22 protein-coding genes are annotated in these 16,659 nt (G+C 51.6%); 20 read left to right on the top strand and 2 right to left on the bottom strand.

Annotation, left to right across the window (positions count from 1 at the left end):
• Positions 1–327 precede the first annotated feature (327 nt).
• The 6 genes from MKY48_RS28275 to MKY48_RS28250 all read left to right on the top strand — a co-directional run bounded on the left by MKY48_RS28275 (position 328) and on the right by MKY48_RS28250 (position 4,593).
• Positions 328–918, top strand: a complete 591-nt coding sequence (locus tag MKY48_RS28275) for a polysaccharide deacetylase (protein WP_213643276.1) — start codon at positions 328–330, stop codon at positions 916–918.
• Positions 915–1,664 carry a polysaccharide deacetylase family protein gene (locus tag MKY48_RS28270; protein ID WP_339267905.1) on the top strand — a complete coding sequence of 250 codons (750 nt, stop codon included), beginning with the start codon at positions 915–917 and terminating at the stop codon, positions 1,662–1,664. The genes MKY48_RS28275 and MKY48_RS28270 overlap by 4 nt, the downstream gene beginning before the upstream one ends.
• Positions 1,665–1,883: 219 nt before the next feature.
• Entirely contained in the window at positions 1,884–2,027 is a 144-nt protein-coding gene (locus MKY48_RS28265; RefSeq protein WP_339267904.1) for a hypothetical protein, read from the top strand.
• Between the two features lie 333 nt (positions 2,028–2,360).
• The gene (locus MKY48_RS28260) at positions 2,361–2,957 is read left to right on the top strand and encodes a LysE family transporter (protein WP_213643278.1); all 597 of its coding nucleotides are present in this window, start codon (positions 2,361–2,363) and stop codon (positions 2,955–2,957) included.
• A 6-nt stretch (positions 2,958–2,963) separates the two neighbouring features.
• Positions 2,964–3,743, top strand: a complete 780-nt coding sequence (locus tag MKY48_RS28255) for an AraC family transcriptional regulator (protein WP_339267901.1) — start codon at positions 2,964–2,966, stop codon at positions 3,741–3,743.
• 100 nt (positions 3,744–3,843) lie between these two features.
• Positions 3,844–4,593 (top strand): hypothetical protein, encoded by a 750-nt coding sequence (locus tag MKY48_RS28250; protein ID WP_339267899.1) that lies wholly within the window; start codon positions 3,844–3,846, stop codon positions 4,591–4,593.
• Positions 4,594–4,786: 193 nt separating this feature from the next.
• Here the strand turns inward: MKY48_RS28250 and MKY48_RS28245 are convergent, their stop codons facing one another.
• Both MKY48_RS28245 and MKY48_RS28240 read right to left on the bottom strand, forming a co-directional pair.
• Complete coding sequence (locus tag MKY48_RS28245; RefSeq protein ID WP_076324780.1) at positions 4,787–5,212, bottom strand: ImmA/IrrE family metallo-endopeptidase; 426 nt, start codon at positions 5,210–5,212, stop codon at positions 4,787–4,789.
• A 70-nt stretch (positions 5,213–5,282) separates the two neighbouring features.
• The gene (locus MKY48_RS28240) at positions 5,283–5,702 is read right to left on the bottom strand and encodes a helix-turn-helix domain-containing protein (RefSeq protein WP_339267897.1); all 420 of its coding nucleotides are present in this window, start codon (positions 5,700–5,702) and stop codon (positions 5,283–5,285) included.
• A 297-nt stretch (positions 5,703–5,999) separates the two neighbouring features.
• Between MKY48_RS28240 and MKY48_RS28235 the strand changes: the two genes are divergently transcribed.
• From MKY48_RS28235 to MKY48_RS28170, 14 genes are all read left to right on the top strand, one after another.
• The gene (locus tag MKY48_RS28235) at positions 6,000–6,476 is read left to right on the top strand and encodes an ArpU family phage packaging/lysis transcriptional regulator (protein ID WP_339267895.1); all 477 of its coding nucleotides are present in this window, start codon (positions 6,000–6,002) and stop codon (positions 6,474–6,476) included.
• A 456-nt stretch (positions 6,477–6,932) separates the two neighbouring features.
• The gene (locus MKY48_RS28230) at positions 6,933–7,772 is read left to right on the top strand and encodes a hypothetical protein (RefSeq protein WP_339267893.1); all 840 of its coding nucleotides are present in this window, start codon (positions 6,933–6,935) and stop codon (positions 7,770–7,772) included.
• A 10-nt stretch (positions 7,773–7,782) separates the two neighbouring features.
• Positions 7,783–7,992 (top strand): hypothetical protein, encoded by a 210-nt coding sequence (locus MKY48_RS28225; protein WP_076324776.1) that lies wholly within the window; start codon positions 7,783–7,785, stop codon positions 7,990–7,992.
• A 2-nt stretch (positions 7,993–7,994) separates the two neighbouring features.
• Entirely contained in the window at positions 7,995–9,461 is a 1,467-nt protein-coding gene (locus MKY48_RS28220; RefSeq protein WP_339267891.1) for a phage tail sheath family protein, read from the top strand.
• Positions 9,462–9,521: 60 nt separating this feature from the next.
• Positions 9,522–9,929, top strand: coding sequence for a phage tail tube protein (locus MKY48_RS28215; RefSeq protein ID WP_339291759.1), 408 nt, complete (start codon positions 9,522–9,524; stop codon positions 9,927–9,929).
• 145 nt (positions 9,930–10,074) lie between these two features.
• Complete coding sequence (locus MKY48_RS28210; protein WP_076324773.1) at positions 10,075–10,509, top strand: hypothetical protein; 435 nt, start codon at positions 10,075–10,077, stop codon at positions 10,507–10,509.
• Positions 10,510–10,532: 23 nt separating this feature from the next.
• The gene (locus tag MKY48_RS28205; protein ID WP_015737373.1) at positions 10,533–10,667 is read left to right on the top strand and encodes a hypothetical protein; all 135 of its coding nucleotides are present in this window, start codon (positions 10,533–10,535) and stop codon (positions 10,665–10,667) included.
• A gap of 17 nt (positions 10,668–10,684) precedes the next feature.
• On the top strand, positions 10,685–12,427 hold the full coding sequence (locus MKY48_RS28200) for a hypothetical protein (RefSeq protein ID WP_339267889.1): 1,743 nt from the start codon (positions 10,685–10,687) through the stop codon (positions 12,425–12,427).
• A 66-nt stretch (positions 12,428–12,493) separates the two neighbouring features.
• Positions 12,494–13,138 carry a LysM peptidoglycan-binding domain-containing protein gene (locus MKY48_RS28195; protein ID WP_339267887.1) on the top strand — a complete coding sequence of 215 codons (645 nt, stop codon included), beginning with the start codon at positions 12,494–12,496 and terminating at the stop codon, positions 13,136–13,138.
• Positions 13,135–14,112, top strand: coding sequence for a phage portal protein (locus MKY48_RS28190; RefSeq protein WP_339267885.1), 978 nt, complete (start codon positions 13,135–13,137; stop codon positions 14,110–14,112). The genes MKY48_RS28195 and MKY48_RS28190 overlap by 4 nt, the downstream gene beginning before the upstream one ends.
• A complete protein-coding gene (locus MKY48_RS28185; protein WP_194544499.1) occupies positions 14,105–14,494 on the top strand; it encodes a hypothetical protein in 390 nt (129 codons plus the stop codon). The genes MKY48_RS28190 and MKY48_RS28185 overlap by 8 nt, the downstream gene beginning before the upstream one ends.
• Positions 14,487–14,945: a DUF2634 domain-containing protein gene (locus tag MKY48_RS28180; protein WP_339291758.1), complete on the top strand. Its 459-nt coding sequence runs from the start codon at positions 14,487–14,489 to the stop codon at positions 14,943–14,945. The genes MKY48_RS28185 and MKY48_RS28180 overlap by 8 nt, the downstream gene beginning before the upstream one ends.
• The gene (locus tag MKY48_RS28175; protein WP_339273687.1) at positions 14,945–16,099 is read left to right on the top strand and encodes a baseplate J/gp47 family protein; all 1,155 of its coding nucleotides are present in this window, start codon (positions 14,945–14,947) and stop codon (positions 16,097–16,099) included. Before MKY48_RS28180 ends, MKY48_RS28175 begins: the two co-directional genes overlap by 1 nt.
• Entirely contained in the window at positions 16,092–16,658 is a 567-nt protein-coding gene (locus tag MKY48_RS28170) for a YmfQ family protein (protein WP_339267881.1), read from the top strand. The genes MKY48_RS28175 and MKY48_RS28170 overlap by 8 nt, the downstream gene beginning before the upstream one ends.
• Position 16,659: the final 1 nt, after the last annotated feature.

Genomic DNA, 16,659 nt, shown 5'->3' with positions numbered 1-16,659 from the left:
ACTATCATTAGGTAAAGATCAAACACGCGCTGATAGGCGTAACATTACTCTTTTCGATCACTCGATGTCTCTTGTTTTTGGTAATTCCAGTCCGGATTATCGGTACCATCTATTCCGCCGTACAAAGTGTGCATATCCCCAGTATTAAAACTTAAGAAAACATTAAGAAACAAGAAAGGGAAAAGATAGAATCATTTTTTAAAATAATGGCATGGGTTTCCGGTTATCCGCCGTCTAACTAAACAAATGCCTTTGCTGCAGGGAATAAAGGCGAGGTCTAACTGCAGAAGACCGATTCAAAAATGAAAAAGAAAGATGTGACCAATAATGAACATGTTAGCTACCATTACGAAGGCAAGCGCTCAGTCGGTATGGATGGCTTGGGAAGCGGTTTTTGATCAAATCACGAAACTGCGCAGCGCCGGAATAAAAAGATACGGGATTTGCAAGCTGGTCATCCGCCGGCATCATGGAAAAAATCTGAAGTGCCAGGACGGAGAGTGGATTTATTCGGGGGATTGGGTCGGTGAACTCCATTTGGACAACCGGCAGGTATTGGAGCTTTCCAGAGAGCTGGGGGCTGACCGGGCCGCGCTTTTGACCGCAAGAATGCTGCGGAGATCGATCAAGCAAATTAGCGAGGCAATGGAGACGGAACCGGAGCTTGCGCAGGTCAAAGCTTTGACTGGAATAACGCTGCTGCACCGCGGTATTATTCACGGGCTCGGTTTTGAGCTGCATCCGCTGGAATCCAAGGGGTTTCGCGTGTTCTCTACTTATTATTTGCGGCTTTTACTCAAGGTGCTGCATCCGGTGGGCCGGGAACGCATGAAGAAAAATGCTCCCAAGCTTGTGCCCAAAATGCTGATGCTGACCAGAAAATCATTGCTTTTGCGTTATTCTAAGGAAACGGCATGAGTATGATGATGCTGAATCTGCTGCTGATGTTTGTCTTTATCTATATGATCATTCCATATGTGATCACACGGATCTGGGGATTTGGGGTAACCCTGCGCGGCCGGCGTGGACGGCAGATTGCTTTTACCTTTGATGATGGCCCAGACCCGCTGCATACCCCTAAACTGCTGGATCTTCTCAAGAAAAAAAGGATCAAGGCGACCTTTTTTGTACTGGGCAGCAAAGCGGAGCGATACCCGGAGCTTATGAAACGCATCCACATGGAAGGGCATCAAATCGGGATTCACAACTATTCCCATCTTCCCAATTGGCTAATGAGTCCGCGCCATATACGGAACAAGCATGTACACAAGTCTGCCGATATCATCGAACGAATCACGGGCGAGCGCCCGGCATTTTACCGTCCTCCATGGGGGATTTTGAATTTAGGCGATTTATTTGCTTTGCGAAAATACCGGATCGTGCTGTGGTCGATCATGGGATGGGATTGGGGCAAGGGGAGCAAGAACAAACCGCTCAAAGAACGGATCTTGGATCAGCTTGAGCCAGGCTCGATTATTCTGCTGCATGACAGCGGAGATACTTGGGGAGCGGAGCCTGATGCGCCGAGCCGAATGATCGCAAGCCTTGAGGAAGTGATTGACACGGTCCATATTAAGGGGTATGAATGCGTCCGCGCCGATGAACTGCTGCATAAGCCGCATGATTCGCGCAGCGACCTTTCAAAAGGCTTCCGGGTTGGATGATGCGTGTAATATTAACAAAGAATGATCATGGCCCCAGCTTTTAATAAAGCCGTGTTCGAACATAAAGGTACAGCCTTATGGATTTTGAGGTTGTGCTTTTTTATTTTGCCTGTTTACAAATGGAAAAGTGTGGATTATTATGGTTTTAAATCGATCTATAAAATTAGAATAAATAAATTATATAGAATGAACTATGAATTAGATCGGGGAGATATATGAATGAAAAACGAACAATCACAATCCGTCGAGATTTCCGTGGAGCAGGCCAAACTACTGGGCAGCGCCCAGAGAATTAAAAATATTGGAGCACTGGATCGGAGCTCTTTTGTTTACCCAACTGAGAATCAAAATACCAATCAGTAATTCTTATAACAACGTTATTTCAATATTGGATGACGAGACGAATCGATCGAAAACACGCCGGGATCATTTGATATATCGGATATGAAAGAAAGACAGTATTCTCGATCCTGCTGATCATCGCGGGGGTCGTTCTGCTTAATCTATCCGGCAGCGCACATGCGCAGGAACAACCAAAGACGCACCAGTCAGGTCACTAAGGGCGATAGAATGAACCGGAATCTGCGGAAGAGCCGTACTCGTGCGGCTCTTGTTCCGCTGCAATAATGTACTATGCCCCGCTTCGCTTCCGGCTCTATAATGGCAAAGGAAATTCCTTTGTTAGGAGCTATCATCATGAATCTATCTTCGTTTTTTATTTACTGTTTTATCGTGGCATTCTCGCCGGGGCCATCCAATATCGTCATATTGTCTTCAGTCCAAAATTCCGGCATGAAGAAGACCTTGCGCTACATCGCCGGTGCCTCCATCGCTTTTTTCTTATTAATCGCCGCTTCTGTGGTATTAGGCCAGCTGCTGTCTACCAGCATGCCGATCATACTGCCGATCCTGCGGATCGTCGGCTGTCTGTTCATGCTGTATCTCACGTATCAAGTGTATACCATGGACGTATCCCGGTCCGGCACTAATCAAACGGCGTCTTTCACGTCCGGCTTTCTGATGCAGTTTCTCAATCCGAAGGTGGTATTGTTCACGCTGACGGTCATTCCCAGCTACGTCATGCCGTATTATACGGCAGGCCCTGTCATCTCGGTGTTTGTTGTCGCGGTATCGTTTATCGGGCTGTCCGCGTATATGACCTGGGCCGTGTGCGGTAGCCTTTTTCAAGGAATTATGCAAAAATATCGGAGAACGACCAACACGATCCTGGCTTTGTTTCTGCTGTACTCGGCAATCGTCGTATCCGGCATACCGGAGCTCATAAAGGGGTGATGGAAGATGGAGCAGTTTATTTATAAAAAAGCGGTGGGCATTACGGCGCTGTCCGCGAGCCTGACGGATTTTAAATATAAAAAGCATTATCACGAGGAGTATGCCCTCGGCGTCACGCTGCGCGGCATTCAGAAGTACTCGCTGGACGGAAGTCAGCAGGCTTCTTACCAAAGCGGGGTTATGCTGTTCCATCCGGAGCAGAAACATGATGGCTGGTCCCAGGAACGATCGGGCATCGATTATGTGATGATATACATTCATCCAGAGCTATTCCTGGAATTGATTCAGAAAAAGGATATCGTCCGGTTCCAATCCCCGATTGTCTATCATGCCGGGCTGCGGAAGAGCATCCTGGATGTGACGAGGTCCATCTTCACCGGTGAGCCGGAGGCTAGAAGCAGCGAGCTGCTTCTGGGTTTGGCGGGGCATTTTAATGAGGATATTCTGAATCCTGATAGCCGGAAGGACAGTATGTTTACGCGGAAGGCGAAAGATATGATGCAGGATCATCTGGAGCATGTTCTCCGTTTGGACGAATTAAGCGGGGAGTTCGGGATGTCGAAGTATCAGTTCATCCGTACCTTTAAAGCGAATACGGGTCTGTCTCCGTATCAGTATTATCTGAATTGCAAAGTGGAGCACGCCAAGCAGTTGATCGAGGAAAGCCGGGATGTATATCAGGCCGTTACCCAGTGCGGATTCACGGATCTTGCCCATTTGAATCGACATTTCAAGAATGTGTACGGCACGACGGCGTTTGATTATATGTCCCATCTGGATAAGTAAAAGCGGGCAGCAGGGCAGATATACCATGCGGATTTTGATATATGGCCTAGGGATGTTAATCTGTATTTGGATTATTTGATATTACTCAGGCGTTAGCCGGATGGAAGGAATCGTTCGAATGGAATATATCTATGAATCAGCCCAGCGCAGCTATGAGGATTTCGCCAGCGGCCGGGTTCTGTATAATGCGCAGGGAACAACTTCGTTTCCTGTCAGACTAGCCAGCGAGATTGCCCAGCGGTGCTTTCAACTATTGGAGAAAAAAGGGGTACACGGGCCGTATACTTTATTCGATCCCTGCTGCGGCGGCGCGTATCTGTTAACGGTGGTTGGGCTGCTGCACGGGCAGCGCATTCATCGCGTGATCGGCTCCGACATTAACGCGGAGGTGCTCGGAATAGCCGGGAAGAACCTGTCGCTGCTCCGTGAAGAGGGGCTGGAACAACGCACCGAACAATTGAAAGAATTGTTGGCGTTGTATCATAAGCCGTCCCACCAGGATGCGCTGCAAAGCGCTGGCCGATTGAGGGAGCTGCTTAGGTCGTCCTGTGTGGAAGAGACGGTTTGTTTTCAAGCTGATATAACTCAATCGGAGGAGAGTCTGGCATCCTGCGAGGGAATCCATATCGTCATGACCGATCTCCCTTATGGTGACCTGGTTAGCTGGGGTGGCGGAAGCGAGGTGCCGGTGGAGGATTTCTTTAACGGCATTCATTCCATCCTGGACCCTGCTCGTTCAGTGGTTGCGGTCATATCCGATAAAGGGCAAAAATTAAAGCATGACCGGTTTCAACGGATTCAGCATGTGAAGGTGGGCAAACGACAGGTAGCCATCTTTGAACCGCTTTGAACGGAGGATAGTGGACCTAACAATAGAACAGCCGTCTGCCCCTGCTGCTAACCTCTTGGATGAACTCTTCTCTAAAAGAGGATTGCATAGAAACCCGCTTTTGACGTCATGTCAAGAGCGGGTTGTTTTTTTGCTCGTAGGAGGGAGCTAGCCATCTGGAATCCTTTACTACAAATCAAGAACACATGTTCGTTTAAAATCTAAAAAAATATAGCATTTCTTGTGGAATGCCAGCTCGTAGATAGAACTCGTGTAAGGACTCACCCGGTCCGGGAGCCAGACCCGCCGTCAATAGGGCAATGGCAAAGCGGTTCGCTTGCCGCTCCAGTTTGCCCGGACTGAAATAGGAATGCTCCTCCAGAAAAAAGCGGCTGATTCCCTTATGGAGACGGTCATGCCCGAGCTCATGCGCGCATACGAAACGCTGCCATGGCGGTGGCAGCTGATTGTGGATGACGATGAATCTCCGCCTTAGCTTACGGAAATACAGCCCTTTGGTCGTTTGGCCTAAATCGGCAAATCGAATATGTATGCCCAAGGAAGTCGCGATTTCAAAAGGGCAGTTGGTATGATGTTTTTTGATCAGCTGACGGATTAAGGGTTGTAAATGATCATCCATGCCGGTTCACCTGCAATATTGGTTTTGGTTGAATCGTTGTAATCGGTATGTATCTCCTTATCATGTAGATTTATTTCTTGCGCTTGTTCATCTGCTTGGCTTCCCAGAACAGTCCGGTCAGGACGTCCTTGATGCGCTGCTTGTCCTCCTCGTTTAGAGGGACGCCGTCAAACATGAGCTCACCGTCATCCTCAAGCATTTTCTTGAAATCCCGTTTATCCCTGGAGGTTGCCCAAGCGGGAGCCGAGATGTCTTCATGCTTGGCAACATCCTGCTGCAGATAACCTGCTTTATTCATCAACTCTTCATATGGAACCTCGAGTGCCTCCGCCATTTTGCGAAGCGTTTGCGGCTTGGGTATGCCCCGCAGCCCATTCTCGATCCGGGAGATTTGTGATCCGCTGATGTCGGCGGCCTGGGCCAGCTGATTGATGCTCCAGCCTTTATTCTCCCTCATCTCTTTCAAGTATGATCCAAATATGTGATCCACGTTCCGGCCACTCCTCACCATAGTCCATCTAAAACATCTACATATAGTATAAACATATCCCTCTCCTTTGCCAACAGGTAAAATAAAAGAGAGAATTATTGCCAAAAGGCAAGAATATGAAAGGTATGATCCATATTCCCATGAATAGTTCGCCTATTTGAAGGTTTACGCCGGTCTCCAAATAGTGGTATATTAATGAAAAATACGAACAAGATGCGAACACTTGAGATGAGACAACCTTCTGCCAAATGGCAAATTAAACCTCGACAATGACAATCCAAAGGGGAGTGTTTCCTAATGAATCCATTTTTACCGGAATTGGATCGCAGAAAGACCCAAAATGCTGTTGAAGCGATATTCGAGAAATATCGTATCTATAAAACCATTACATTCGAAGTTAGGGAGACAAGCGTGACGGCATCCTACACGGAACGATTTCACGGACCGACCAACGTCACCTCGGATCAAACGGCAGCGGTTGCCATATATAATGTAGAAATGCCTGCGGCCAGGAAGCAGTATTGCGAGATCATCGAGTCGATCGTGGAACGGCTTGGCGACCGGGAACAAACCCTCATTCGGGAACGGTATATGAAACAAGACGACGTATTTGATTACAAGGTGTACAACCATATCCTCGAACCGCCGGTCAGCAAGGATACGTATACCAAGATCCGCACCCGAGCCTTCTATAAACTGGCACTGGCTTTAGCTGACAGGGGGCTGCTGAAGCTGCAGGAATTGGAGAAAGTCGCAAAGAGCAAAATGAGCTGATAAGCGCCGAGCGTGAATAATCAAAACGAGCCAAAACCGGAGGACCTCAGAATGGAGGCCCTCCGGTTTTTTTCTGTTTCAAGTCGAGGGCGACGTTGCCTGAGATAGAGACCAAGAGGACTTATGAAACACGAACATGAGTTCGTACTATTTTCCGCCAACATTCCACTTTAAGTTCCGCATTATCCGTCCTATAAGACGTCAGCGCATCCGATTTAGGGGTGTAAGATTGTATTATCGGAAATGAAGTTAAACAGAGCATACCGAACACACACAGTGTAGATGTGAGCCGGCCTCAAGAAGGACCGGTTTTTTGCTGCGGCTTTAGGCTTTGATTTCTTCATTTCCGATCCCTATATGAATTAGAAAGGAGGGGGCCGTGTTGCGCAAGCATGTGACCGTCGTAAGAAGCTGGCTAACCCATAACCGACCGGAAGCCACTCGGCTATCTGCGGAATGAGAGGGGCGATTAAGCAGGCCGCTCTAGATATCGTTCCGGAGCTTAAAGACCAAATATATGACGTACATCCGCCGGATGGGGTAAGCGAGCCTTTTTATGCTGTGATCACGCTCGGCGAGGACGTCTGGAAATCTTCATGGGCAGGGTACCGGCAGGTGGTGCGGTTGAAGCTGTATGCGGATCGTTCCGAATTGCTTCAGTTGGATCGCTTGGTGGAACTTCTAATCCCGGGACTTCATCGCAAGCGGGTTATCGGAGCTGATGGGAAAGCATTCAAGCTGCATTATTTGGGTGTGCCGGAAGCCGACAAGTTCGATTCTGTTTCAGGCAAAATGATCCGGATCATGCGATTCGGCGTCTATATGCCGCAGGCATCCGGGGCCGGTTCCACCGGACAACCCGACGAATGGCTGCATACGCTGACAGCCTGGACAGAAGATGTGCTGGGTGATCCTTGGCGCATCTATCATACGGCATGGCCGGCGGGACGGGAAGATCACGCCGTACTATGGCGGATGATGGGCTGCGAGACCAAGATGGCGGGCGCTTCGATGTTCGAGGTTCGCAAAACCTTTACCGGGCATATTGCCGCTCTTGATTCCGCGGACGAGCAGCTCACGGCTGCAAGACTGGTGGAGGAGCTTGGCACCCAGGTCCAACTGATGCTGGATTCGCAGAATCGCCGCTATTTATCCGTTGCGGAGATTTCCTCAGATATGCAGGCCGATCCCATTCTGGACGGGCAACTGAAGCTAACCTTAGCGCAGCGGAAGATGCGTTCACCGGAGGAAGCCGCCTTGATCAGGCGCATTAACGTTCATCCAATTTTAAAGTGAGGTGGTCACAATGGCTGTGAAAAAAACAATCAAGACTGAAGCTCGCAGTATCAACGCTCCGCGATATGCGCTAGATGAACTCGAAACACACGCCAAGGAACTGTTCGAGGTTCGGGCGGAAGTTCTCGCAGGTGCCATGTATGGGACAGACGGAGAGCTGTTCACGGTAACCGAAGTCAAAGAAAGAATCCAACAATTTATGAAAGCGAAGGTGGTCTAATCATGGCAGGTGGAACATGGGAAAGCACAAATAAACCGGTACTTCCGGGTTTGTATATGAATTTCAAGGCGGCGGCCGCGTCGGCTATTCAGGGCGGATCCCGCGGCACGGTCGTCGTGCCCGTTAAAGCCAATTGGGGCCCGGTACGCGAGTTCGTAGAAATCGGCAGCGAGTTCGCGATTTCCGAGCTGTATTCTGCGGATAGCCAGGATGGGGCTACAGCTTACGAAACGCTCTATCTGGCTTTGCTTGGCGGTCCGAAGAAGCTGCTGGCTTATCGCCTGGCAGACAATACGGCGGCAGCGGCTAGCGTAACGCTGCAAAATGCGGAAGCCACGCCTTCCGACGTGTTGAAGCTGCAGGCCAAATATCCGGGCAGTCGAGGCAACGGCTTCTCCGTAACTGTGCAGCCGTCGCTGATCGACCCGGCAGCACGGGAGCTTCGCCTCTATGAAGGTGCCAAGCTGCTTGGCACTTATACAAGCTTGGACGGGACAGCAGCGTCGATTGCGGCGCAGATCAATGAAGACGATGAGAACCTCTGGGTAACGGCTACCGCACTGGAGGCGGCCGGCGTTCCTGCTGATGTGAACGGAGCTGTGCTGTCCGGAGGCAAAAGCGGCAACGGCGGCCTGACGAATGCAGATTATATCGAGATGCAGGATGCGGTAGAAGGCCAGGAATTCAACGTACTTGCGCTGGATTATGCTGCGGATATGGCTCTGCTGCAGAGCTTTGCGGCCTGGGTGAAGCGTCTTCGTCAAGAAGGACGCGGCGTGATGGCCGTATTCGGCGGCAGCGCTGCGGACGATACCTCCAAGGATGCAGCCAAACTGGCGGCAGCCCGCTCGCTTGCATTGAACCATGAAGGGATTATCAATGTAGGTACGGGCGTGCGTCTGTCCGGCGTGAACTATAGTTCTGCCCAGACGGCTGCTTATGTGGCCGGGCTTATTGCCGGTCAACGTTTGAACCAATCCGCTACATATGCGGTAACGCCATTCGAAGATGTGACTCGCCGCTGGACGCGCTCCGAGCAAGAGCAGGCTGTACGCAACGGCGTGTTCGTGCTTTTCTATGACGGACGTCAGGTGAAGGTGTTGCGCGGCATCAACACGTTGGTGAATCCGGCGGAAGGCCAAAACAATGCCTGGAAAAAAATCCGTTCCATCCGCGTGATGGATGCGATTCATGCGGATTTGCAGCTGGCCGCGGAACAGACCTACATCGGCAAGGTGAACAACACGGAGGAAGGCCGTCTGGCGCTGATCGGCGCCGTGAAGGAATACCTAGCTTCGTTATCGCTGAGCAATGTCATCGAGCCGGACGGTTATGACGTCATTCTCGATCCGGCGTACTATGGCGATTCTGCCGTGAACACGCCGGAGCCGGATCAGGTCTTCCTGCAGTGGAACGTGAAGCTGACCGATGTAATGGAGCAACTGTTCGGTACATTTTACGTGCAATAACTAGAACGCTGATCAACATTTTTCTTATAAAAACTTAAAGAAATCGAGGAGGAACTTAACATGTTGGATGCTTCAAGAGTCATTATGGGGACATACGGCCAGGCGTATATTGACGGGGTATGGCAGACGCACATCAACAAGCTGGAAGCCAGCGTGGAATTGGAGAAGCGCGAGCTGAAGCTGGTCGGCAACGACTGGACGGTGCACAAAAACGGCAGCAAAAAAGGAACCGGCACGATGAGCGGTTACAAGGTCACTTCCGATATGATCGCCCGCGGATTCACCAAATTCGATATTATCTCCAAGCTGGATGATCCCGAGTCCTATGGTCATGAGCGTGTTCGCCTGATCCGCTGCATGCCGGACAAAATCCAGCTGGCTAACTGGACAGCCGGTGAAGAAGTGCAGGAAGAAACCTCATTTACCTTCGAGGGGTACGAGGTGTTGGATCCGATTCAGGGGGATTAAGAGGTTTAGAGGTTTCTGCTTAAGCGCTGCTTGAGTACGTCAAAAAGCGGGGGTTCGCCCGGGATGGTGTACCTCATACGGGCGAGCATCGCCCGCTGCAATAGGAAATGGAATCTATTATTTAATGAGCAAAGGAGATATACGCATGAGCTTACATGAGAACATGAGCGAAGAGCAAATTTTGGACAGCCTGTTTGAGGCAGCCGAGAAGCTGCCGGAGGAAACGGTTCGCATTAAGCGCTTGGATATGAAGATGGTGCTGCAGGGTTTGACTTCGAGCAAGGTAGACAGCATCCGCGAGCGCTGCACCGTTCGCCGTACGGTAAAGGGTGCAGTGGATGAGAAGGTGGATACGGAAACGTTTAATGCATTGCTGATTTCCGAGGCCACGAGCAGTCTGTCGGTGAAGGGTTTGACGCTCAGCGGCTGGGGCGATCCGCGGATTACAAGCCGCTTGAAGCTGTCGGGCGGAGAGCAGGCGGTCCGCCGTATGCTGCTGGCCGGAGAGCTGGATGCCGTAGGGGATAAAGTGCTGGAGCTGTCCGGCTTTGGTGTCGAGATTGCTGACCTAAAAAACTGATTGGCTCCGGGGGAATGACGACGATGCTGTATCATCTGTGGGTCCGGCATCACCTTCGTCCCGGAGATTTTTGGCGGCTCCCGCGAGGCGAGCGCCTGCTGCTGCTCGCTTTCTCCCAGGAGGAGATCGAGGGCATGGCCGGTCAGAGTTTGAAGTGAACAGGAGGTGAAATGAAATGGCTGAAGCCATGAACTACCGCATGAATCTGGTCATCGATCCGAAAAACGTGATCAAGGCCAACCGCGAGCTGCGGGCGATGGAGCGTTATTTTGAGCGGATCCAGGGACGCGTCATGCGAATCGGACGTACCCGCATGGCACCTGAAATTGTGCTGAAGGACAGCGCCTCGAAGGGGCTGGACAGCCTGCTCGCCAAAATGCAGCGGGTGAAATCGCAAGTCATCCAGGCCTCGGCAAATGTGAAGCTGAATGTGCAGAAACAGGTTGAGTCGAGTGTTAAAGTGGATTTGAAGGCATCAGGGTTTGATTTTTCTCCGTTGATACAGGCGCTGGAGACGAATACGATTGCGGTGGATAAGCTTACAAGTGCGCTTGAGACGCAACAGTCAGGGGACGGGAACGGTAAAAAATCTTTTTGGGATAAGGCGATAGTTGCGCTTGGAATCATCTCTTTGGCTGGCTCCACGCTTCGAAAAGGGGGCCAAATGAAGGATAAAACCAAAAAGATGTTTGATTCTTGGGGTAAAGATAAATCTGCGACTAACACGCGTCCTGTGGTCGACAAAAACAGAAGGGTTGGTCCTAGAAACAGAGGGCGCTCGGCCAACCAAAGCACGGCCGCTGCTCCTAAGACAGAACAAGCGGGTAAGCCTCAAACAAAGTGGGGCAAGGCCTTTAGCAGAGCTGAAAAAACGGGAGATGTTATAGAAACCGGTGGCAACCTTGGTAAGGGAGCATTGGATTTAATCAAGAAAGCTTCTGACTTCGCTAAGGGTATGTTCGGCGGAGGCGGTGCAAGCGGTATCGTATCTGGTGGTTTGTCGGGCGCTGCCAAGAGTAGTGCAGGTTCGAATGTAGCAAAGCGAGCTGCGAATGGCAGCACAGGAGCAAGCGCGGTAAAAAATGTTGGTAAAAGCGGCCTAGGCTCCGGCTTGATGAAAGGTCTTGGTAAACGTGCCCTCGGTCCATTGAGTTTTATAGCCGATGCGACCGCAATTGCATCAGCCAAACCTGGGAAAGAACGTAATCAAGCGATAGGCTCTGCCGTCGGTGGAGGTATAGGAAGCACGATCGGAGGGATCATCGGATCCGTTATCCCGGTTGCAGGTACGATGATCGGTTCAACGCTCGGCGGCACCGTAGGAAGCTTTATTGGTGAGAAGGTGGGCGGCGCCTTTACCGGTATTGGTGACAAGTTGAAAGAAGGTAAGGAGAAGGTATCGAAGTGGTTCTCCAACGCGTTTTCCTTCGGGAAAAAAGACAAAGAAGCTGCACAACCGAAGGATGTTCCGAAGGCACCACCTTCTAATTCAACGGCAGTCGCTGTTCAAGGACCAATAATTCCAAATGCTGCTCCCACTCATGTCAGTACACCGCTTTTACCTGATCGATCATCGATTTCGACATACGGCTCATATGTGCCACCTAGCTATACAAGCATGAGTACATTTGGTCCACCTGCGAGCGCAGCTCAAAATCAAGCGGTTTCCGGGAAGACGATGTCGCCTCAGCTCGTTCAGATCAGTCCGGAGCAGATGAGTTCGATATCCGGTCTGCTGACGGACTTCAAAACGGAGACATCCGTGAACTACAATCTACCTCCAGGAGCGGTGCAGGTTACGGTGCATGAGGAGCATCCGATCGATGTAGAAGGATTAATCCTTCAGATCGGGCAGCGGCTGAGAGCCGAATTCAGCAAAGCGGCGCAGAACCGGAAGCCGACTCCAATGGCCTATTGAAGATGATGGTTAACAGCAGGCATAAAGTCGGTCCGAAGGCATCCATACAGAAAGGAGGGGGCCAAGGTGGAGTTTCTTTTGAAGAACGGAAAAGGCATGACGTTCCTATTTCCGGTCAACCCCGAGGAGGTGACCATTTCACGCCAAAAGGGACTGGAAACGGCTACGATTCTCAACTATGGGGAGTTTGATTTTCCTCAAGGCAATCGGATTAAAGAGATATCGTTCTCTTCATTTTTCCCACAAGAGTATGATGCAGCTTATTGCAAAGGACAGAAGAAGGATCATATTAAACCGCAAACCGCGATGAATAAACTTAACGAGTTTCTGGCATATAAAACGCCGTTGCAATTCGTCATTACCAAGACGGCGGTGAATGTGCCGGTGTATGTCGCTTCCCATCAGTCCACGTTTCGTGGCGGGGAGGTCGGGGATGTGTATTTTGACATCACGCTCCGGACATGGAGCGAAATGAAGGTGGCCAAAACGGCTGGCGGCAGCGGGGCATCTGGAACGAATAAAAAGCCCCGGGCCGACATGAAGGAACAGAACAAGACGTACACCGTGAAGCCAGGGGACTCACTTTCCAAAATCGCCAAGCTGGAGCTTGGGGACAGCTCGAAATGGAACCAGATCTACAAGCTGAACCAGAAGACAATCGGTAAAGATCCGAATGCCATCAAACCTGGCCAGAAGCTGGTGCTGTCATGAGTTATAAGGTGATTTTGCAGGATCAATACGATTTATCCCCTTTGGTGGAAGCTATCAGTCTTCGGGATTCGCTTGAACAAGTCGCTTATCAGGGAACTGTCAATCTGGTCGTAACGCCGGATATGCCGCCGATCTCGCCGGGAATGGCGATCCGGATCAGCGGAATTCCTTACGGTAAGAAGGATTATGTCCCCCTGCTGCACCCGGCTGTCGTGTGGGAAGTAGAAACCTCGAATAACGGGGTGAAGCGGATGACCCTCACGCTGTACGATCGGACGGTATATCTGGACAAATCGGAGGATGAATATCTGTTTCCGGCGAAGCAGACCGCTACCCAGCGTTTCAAAAAGTACGCGGCGGACTGGAACCTGAAAATTGCGGTACTGCCGGATACCGAGAAGCAGCTGGGGCGTTCCGTTTACCGGACGCAGTCGATTTATGCCAGCATGTTCGCTGATCTGCGAGAGACGGCTAAAGCCGGCGGCAAGCTGTATCATCCACGGATGATCTCCTCAGGGCTTGAGCTGTACGAGTTGGGAACGAACAAAGAAGTCTACATCCTGGAGGCCATCACGGATACTACGCAATCGCGGACGTTGGAGGGCGCGGCGACCAAGGTCAAAGTGTTGGCGACAGCCGCAAGCGAGACCGGAAAAGAGGTTCCTTCCAAGGTGATGGCCATTGAGGAGAAGGATATCGCGAAATACGGCCAGCTCCAGGCTATTATTCAGGACGATGAAGTGAAGTCGCCTGCGGCTGCCCGCCAGCTGGCCCGGAGCAAACTAAGGGGGATTCGGGAGACCATCTCCCTGAATGCACCTGATGTCAATACGATCCGCGCCGGAGATGCGGTCATGCTGGGCTCGATGAAGCTGCTCGTGATTTCCGTCAGCCGGGAGCTGGGGAATCCCGGGAGCATGATGCTGGAGCTGGGGAGTTATGACGATGTAAAAAGGAGGTTTTACCTTGAATAAAGACCCCTATGGACAATTGGCGTCCTCCTTATACGCCTCAATGAATAAGCAAACCCGTCAAGCCATGGGTGGCGTAGGGGCCGTACTCGGCACGATTACCTCGACGGGACTTAAGCTGGATGATTTCAAGCATGAGCTGCAGGACTATATGGTAGCGGAGCTGCCGGGAATGTTGTCCTTGCCCCGTTATACGGCAAAGGGCACCGTGACTTTGGGGGGCCAGCAGCAGGATATGACGTTTGATGCTGAAGAGAACGAAGTTGAAGATACCCTTTTTGAATTGGGAAAAGGTTTGAAACCGGGGGACCGCGTGCTCGCCGTTCGGGTCAACAGCGGCAATGACGTGGTGGTCGTGTGTAAGGTGGTGAGCAGCGGTGGCTAATTTATTCCCGGAAGGCGATGACATGATCCGGACGGATGCGACCGATCCGGAGGTACTGGAAGGAGAAGGGGCTGTTTTTGGAAGGAGCTGGCGGTATGATTTTGAAGTCAGCGAGTTTGTGATGTCCCCGACCCGGAAGATTCCGGTTGCGGACGAGAAGGAAGCCTGGGTCATCTGGTGCGAAAAAGCGATTCGCACGCCGCGCTACCGCCATCTGATCTATACGCGCGATTATGGCAGCGAGCTGGAGGAACTGGTCGGCAAAGGCTATGACCGATCTCTGCAAGAGAGCGAGATTCAGCGCATGGTGACCGAGACGCTGCTGGCGGACGCTCGGACGGAGAGTGTGGATCAGTTCCTTTTTGAATGGGAAGGAGAAGCTTGCCGTTTCAGCTGCCGCATTACGAGCGTCCGGGATGAGACGGAAATCATAGAAAGCGTGGTGATATGATGGCAGATTTGCCGTTATATTTGTTGGATCAGACGGAAGAGAACATTATGAACCGCATGTTGAACAAAGTGCCTTCGGACATCGACAAGTCGGAAGGATCTTTTATTTGGGATGCGCAGGCGCCGGTGGCATTTATGCTGTCTGAGGCAGCCTTGTGGGCACAGGAGCTGCTGCGTCGAGGCTTTGCAAGCACGGTGGCAAGCGATCGTCCAGATATTCGGTCCGCTGAACTCGATCTGAGGACGGCAGAGCATGGGATTACTAGGCGGGAAGCGTTCGCTTCGTCCGGCAGCGTTCTGTTTACGGGGAAGCCGGGGACAACCGTGCCTGCCGGAACCTATGTCGCTACGCCAGCCGATGAGGGCTCCGGGGAATCCTCCGTGGAGTATGTCACCACATCAGGCGTTATGCTGAGTGACTCGGGTACCGGCACGGCGCCGATCCGAGCTGTCTCGCCGGGCAGCATAGGCAATGTTCCCGCAGGCGTCATTCAGCTTATGATGACGTCAGTCAGCGGTGTAACATCGGTTACGAACCCAGAGCCCACGCGGAGCGGGACGGATACCGAAAGCGATCAGTCGCTCCTGGAGCGTTTTTACGCCAAAGTCCGAAGTCAGGGAACGAGCGGCAACAAAGCACAGTACATGCAGTGGGCCAATGAGATTGCCGGTGTTGGCGGCGTCGAAGTGGCGCCGTTGTGGAAAGGACCCGGTACCGTCGGGCTGTATCTCATAGATACAGACAAGCGTGCGGCAAGCCAGGATATCGTGAATGCCGTTCAGCAGTACATTGACCCGTCCCAGGATGGACAGGGCGAAGGCGTTGCCCCGGCCGGTCCGGTTATCACGGTGATGCCTGCCGCGGAAGTGGCGATTGATATCTCCGTCAAAGTGCAGCGTACGCAGGAGCAGCCTTCGACGATGGACGAAATCCGGAAGCTGATCGAGGACGGTGTTCGGACGTATTTACAGCAGATCGCTTTTAACCGGAAGGATCCTTTGGTAAGGTATACGCGAATTGCCGCCGTATTGCTGGATATTCCAATTATCGTCGACTACTCGGAGTTGACGATTAACGGCCACACCGAGCAGCAAAATATCGAAATTGGCTCCGGTCAGGTAGCGGTGCTGGGGACGGTGAGCGTAAGTGAATAATGTCCGAATGAACAGCTTGCGGGGTCGCGAGCTGTTTTCTTATCTTCCGGCCTATTACGAGACCTCCCGCGTTATGCAATCCGACATGGATGCTAAGGGAAGCGAGTTGGACGCGCTTTATCAAGCGCTGAACTCAGCCGCAGATCAGTTCTTTGTCCGTACAGCGACCTGGGGCCTGGAGCGCTGGGAAATGGAGCTTGGCATTCCCACCGATCGGAACAAGCCGATCGAACAGCGACGGGCGGTGCTGGAGTCCAAGCTGCGCGGAGCTGGAACCTTCTCCGGGGCGCTCGTGAAAAATGTGGCGGAAGCTTACGATGGCGGCACGGTTGAGGTATCTTTTCAGCCCGAGGAATGGGGCTTCACGGTTAAATTCGTCGATACCCTCGGCATCCCCCCGAATCTGGAGGATTTGAAGTCCGCGATCGAGGAGATCAAGCCGGCGCATCTGGTGGTGTCGTATGCGTTCAACTACTTGCTGATACGCGATATTCATGACGTGATGACTTTGGGCGAGCTGGGGCAGACGCCGTTAAACAAATTTGCAGGAGGTGTTTGAG

It is taken from the genome of Paenibacillus sp. FSL W8-0187 (assembly GCF_037969755.1).
GTDB lineage: Bacteria > Bacillota > Bacilli > Paenibacillales > Paenibacillaceae > Paenibacillus_AQ.
The sequence above is the reverse complement of the archived record's forward strand: the minus strand, read 5'-3'. Positions and strand labels throughout refer to the sequence as shown.

What these genes read in the sequence shown, in the direction of transcription:
- MKY48_RS28275 (WP_213643276.1), top strand. Translation starts at nt 328, where the DNA reads ATGAACATGTTAGCTACCATTACGAAGGCAAGCGCTCAGTCGGTATGG.
- MKY48_RS28270 (WP_339267905.1), top strand. Translation starts at nt 915, where the DNA reads ATGAGTATGATGATGCTGAATCTGCTGCTGATGTTTGTCTTTATCTAT.
- MKY48_RS28265 (WP_339267904.1), top strand. Translation starts at nt 1,884, where the DNA reads ATGAAAAACGAACAATCACAATCCGTCGAGATTTCCGTGGAGCAGGCC.
- MKY48_RS28260 (WP_213643278.1), top strand. Translation starts at nt 2,361, where the DNA reads ATGAATCTATCTTCGTTTTTTATTTACTGTTTTATCGTGGCATTCTCG.
- MKY48_RS28255 (WP_339267901.1), top strand. Translation starts at nt 2,964, where the DNA reads ATGGAGCAGTTTATTTATAAAAAAGCGGTGGGCATTACGGCGCTGTCC.
- MKY48_RS28250 (WP_339267899.1), top strand. Translation starts at nt 3,844, where the DNA reads ATGGAAGGAATCGTTCGAATGGAATATATCTATGAATCAGCCCAGCGC.
- MKY48_RS28245 (WP_076324780.1), bottom strand. Translation starts at nt 5,212, where the DNA reads ATGGATGATCATTTACAACCCTTAATCCGTCAGCTGATCAAAAAACAT.
- MKY48_RS28235 (WP_339267895.1), top strand. Translation starts at nt 6,000, where the DNA reads ATGAATCCATTTTTACCGGAATTGGATCGCAGAAAGACCCAAAATGCT.
- MKY48_RS28230 (WP_339267893.1), top strand. Translation starts at nt 6,933, where the DNA reads ATGAGAGGGGCGATTAAGCAGGCCGCTCTAGATATCGTTCCGGAGCTT.
- MKY48_RS28225 (WP_076324776.1), top strand. Translation starts at nt 7,783, where the DNA reads ATGGCTGTGAAAAAAACAATCAAGACTGAAGCTCGCAGTATCAACGCT.
- MKY48_RS28220 (WP_339267891.1), top strand. Translation starts at nt 7,995, where the DNA reads ATGGCAGGTGGAACATGGGAAAGCACAAATAAACCGGTACTTCCGGGT.
- MKY48_RS28215 (WP_339291759.1), top strand. Translation starts at nt 9,522, where the DNA reads ATGTTGGATGCTTCAAGAGTCATTATGGGGACATACGGCCAGGCGTAT.
- MKY48_RS28210 (WP_076324773.1), top strand. Translation starts at nt 10,075, where the DNA reads ATGAGCTTACATGAGAACATGAGCGAAGAGCAAATTTTGGACAGCCTG.
- MKY48_RS28205 (WP_015737373.1), top strand. Translation starts at nt 10,533, where the DNA reads ATGCTGTATCATCTGTGGGTCCGGCATCACCTTCGTCCCGGAGATTTT.
- MKY48_RS28200 (WP_339267889.1), top strand. Translation starts at nt 10,685, where the DNA reads ATGGCTGAAGCCATGAACTACCGCATGAATCTGGTCATCGATCCGAAA.
- MKY48_RS28190 (WP_339267885.1), top strand. Translation starts at nt 13,135, where the DNA reads ATGAGTTATAAGGTGATTTTGCAGGATCAATACGATTTATCCCCTTTG.
- MKY48_RS28175 (WP_339273687.1), top strand. Translation starts at nt 14,945, where the DNA reads ATGGCAGATTTGCCGTTATATTTGTTGGATCAGACGGAAGAGAACATT.